Genomic DNA, 2,994 nt, shown 5'->3' with positions numbered 1-2,994 from the left:
TCTGGGGCAATCTAAGCCGGACCCACCTTCACCGTTGTTGCAACGTGTTTTCGTTGCTCAAGGTGGAGGTTTTGGATGGAGTCTCGGGTGGAGTTGTTCTCACGGATCCGGCGTGATGCACGCGTGGAGGGTCTGTCGATCAGGGAGCTGGCCCGAAGACATGCCGTCGGCCGGCCAACAGTTCGGCAGGCCCTTGCACAGGCCGAGCCGCCGGCCCGAAAACCGAGGGTTCGGACGGCGCCCCGGCTGGAAGTGTTCAAGCCAGCGATCGACGAGATGCTCCGCCAAGACCTCGACGCCCCTCGCAAGCAGCGCCACACAGCGAGGCGCGTCTTTGCTCGACTCGCGGAGGAGCACAACGCCACGGAGTTGTCCTACTCGACGGTCCGTGACTACGTCCGTCGCCGCCGCCCGGAGATCGACATGGAGGCGGGTCGGCTACCGGAAGTGTTCATCCCGCAAGAGCACGCACCCGGCGCGGAGGCCGAGGTCGACTTCGGGGAGGTCTGGGTCGTGCTGGGCGGGGTGAAGACGAAGTGCCACATGTTCGCCTTCCGTCTCTCGCACTCGGGGAAGGCGATCCACCGGATCTATCCGACGCAAGCGCAGGAAGCGTTCCTCGAGGGTCACATCGACGCGTTCGAGGATATCGGCGGCATCCCGACCCGCCACATCCGCTATGACAACCTCACCGACGCCGTCGTGAAGGTCATCTACGGCAGCGGCCGTCAGCGCACCGAGAATCAGCGCTGGCTGCTATTCCGCTCGCACTACGGGTTCGATGCGTTCTATTGCCATCCCGGGATCGAGGGCGCGCATGAGAAGGGCGGCATCGAGGGCGACGTCGGCCGGTTCCGCCGCACCCACCTGTCCCCGATGCCGGTGGTCGACTCGCTCGCGGAGCTGAATGAGAGGGTTCGTCAGTGGGATCTCGACGACGAGAACCGCAGGATCGGTGACCGCATCCGCACCGTTGCCCAGGACTTCGCTCTCGAGCGGGAGCTGCTGGCGCCGATCACGGCGGAACGGTTCGAACCGGGCCTGTCGTTGACGCCGCGGGTGAGTCGGTCGAGCCTGGTCCGGGTGCGGATGGCGTCTTACTCGGTCCCAGCCCGGTTCATCGGCCGGCCTGTCCGGGTGTCGCTTCGCGCATCGGAAGTGGTCATCTTTGATGGTCGCACGGAGATCGCCCGGCACCCCCGCGTGGTGACTCTGCACGGGCAGAGCGTGAATCTGGATCACTACCTCGAGGTCCTGCTCCACAAGCCCGGCGCTCTTCCTGGTTCGACGGCTCTCGCTCACGCCAGGGCGACCGGGGAGTTCACGTCAGCACATGAAGCGTTTTGGGCGGCGGCGAGGAAGACCGATGGTGATGCCGGCGGAACCCGCGCCCTGATCGACGTCCTCTTGTTGCACCGATCGATGGCGGCCGAAGACATCGTCGCCGGTATCACCGCGGCGCTCACCGTCGGCGCCGTGACCGCGGACGTCGTCGCGGTCGAGGCCCGACGACACCAGGTCCTCGGTGGGTCCCGTTTGGACCGTCCTCGTGTTGAACACGCTCGTGGTCCCGAGCGACGAGTTGTCAGCCTTACCCAGCGCCGCCTCGCCGACCCGGCCGCCGTCATCGCCGGCCTCCCGTCCGACACCAGACCCTTGCCGTCCGTTGACGCCTACGACCAGCTGCTCCGCTTGCCCGAGCGCCAATCATCCGAGGCCAAGGCCGCGGCTAAGAAGGGAACAGGTTCATGACCACCACGACCAGCATCACCACTACTCTCCGACGACGGCGAGGTCTCACCGAGGAAGCCGCAAACGCTGCCATCGACCAGGCCTGCCGGCGGCTTCGTCTTCCGACGATCCGCGCTGTCGTCGACGAGGCCACGGCCGCCGCGAACAAGGAGCAGCTCAGTTACCAGGGGTTCCTGGCCGAGCTGCTGCTGGCGGAGTGCGACGACCGCGACCGCCGCTCCTCCGTCCGCCGAGTGAAGGCGGCCGGGTTCCCGAGGGATAAGTGGCTCGGGGATTTCGACTTCGACGCGAACCCGAACATCAACCCCGCCACTATCAACACCCTCGCCACCGGTGACTGGGTCCGCCGAGGGCAACCGCTCTGTCTCATCGGCGACTCCGGCACAGGAAAGAGTCACCTTCTCATCGGCCTCGGCACCGCAGCGGCGGAGAAGGGGTTCCGGGTCAAATACACGCTCGCCACACGCCTCGTGAACGAACTCGTCGAGGCGGCCGACGAGAAGAACCTCGCTCGCACCATTGCCCGTTACGGCCGCGTCGACCTACTGATGATCGACGAACTTGGCTACATGGAACTCGACCGCCGAGGCGCCGAGCTCTTGTTCCAGGTCCTCACCGAGCGAGAAGAGAACAACTCGATCGCGATCGCCTCAAACGAGTCATTCTCCGGCTGGACAAAGACCTTCACGGACCCGCGGCTTTGCGCCGCGATCGTTGACCGGCTCACCTTCAACGGCACCATCATCGAGACCGGCACCGACTCCTACCGCCTCGCACACACCCAGAAACAGCGAACCGCAGCAACAACGCTCAGCGGTTGACAGAGGCATCCCTGGCGCGTCCGAGCGAAAGGTCAGGCGTGGTCCTTGATCGCCTCGACAAGCTGCGCAACAGAAGGAACGCCGGCGAAACCAGTCTCACTGCGATAGACCCGGCACGCCAGATCGGAGGTTCGCCCACCCGATGGGAACGCATCCACACCATCGAGAAGTATCGTCGGGGAGCCCGCGAACGGAACTGCCGCGGCCTGCACGCTATCCGTCAGCAAGCGATACGTCACCTCGACATCCCCACAGCCCAGCTCGGCCAACGCTGCTCCCACCCGGGTCCCGGCCTCGACCCAATTCGGGCACTCATCAATATGAAGAATCTCCACGCGCATACCCCAGTATCCCTCGCTCCACACCGAAGTGGGTCCCGCTTAGATTGCCCAGGTGGGTCCGACTTGGGTTGACATAGCCA

The 2,994-nt window shown here is 65.2% G+C and carries 3 protein-coding genes; 2 read left to right on the top strand and 1 reads right to left on the bottom strand.

What is annotated here, in order from left to right; translation table 11 throughout:
* The first annotated feature begins 75 nt into the window (after window positions 1-75).
* Entirely contained in the window at window positions 76-1,752 is a 1,677-nt protein-coding gene (gene istA / locus RCH12_RS18395; protein ID WP_327017868.1) for an IS21 family transposase, read from the top strand.
* Entirely contained in the window at window positions 1,749-2,573 is an 825-nt protein-coding gene (istB, locus tag RCH12_RS18390) for an IS21-like element helper ATPase IstB (RefSeq protein WP_327017867.1), read from the top strand. The genes istA and istB overlap by 4 nt, the downstream gene beginning before the upstream one ends.
* Window positions 2,574-2,605: 32 nt before the next feature.
* Here istB and RCH12_RS18385 read toward each other — a convergent pair whose 3' ends face one another.
* Window positions 2,606-2,914, bottom strand: coding sequence for a thioredoxin family protein (locus tag RCH12_RS18385; RefSeq protein WP_327017866.1), 309 nt, complete (start codon window positions 2,912-2,914; stop codon window positions 2,606-2,608).
* Window positions 2,915-2,994: the final 80 nt, after the last annotated feature.

This window comes from Cryobacterium sp. MP_3.1 (assembly GCF_035984795.1).
Lineage (GTDB): Bacteria > Actinomycetota > Actinomycetes > Actinomycetales > Microbacteriaceae > Cryobacterium > Cryobacterium zongtaii.
This window is presented reverse-complemented; position numbering and strand designations above follow the sequence as displayed.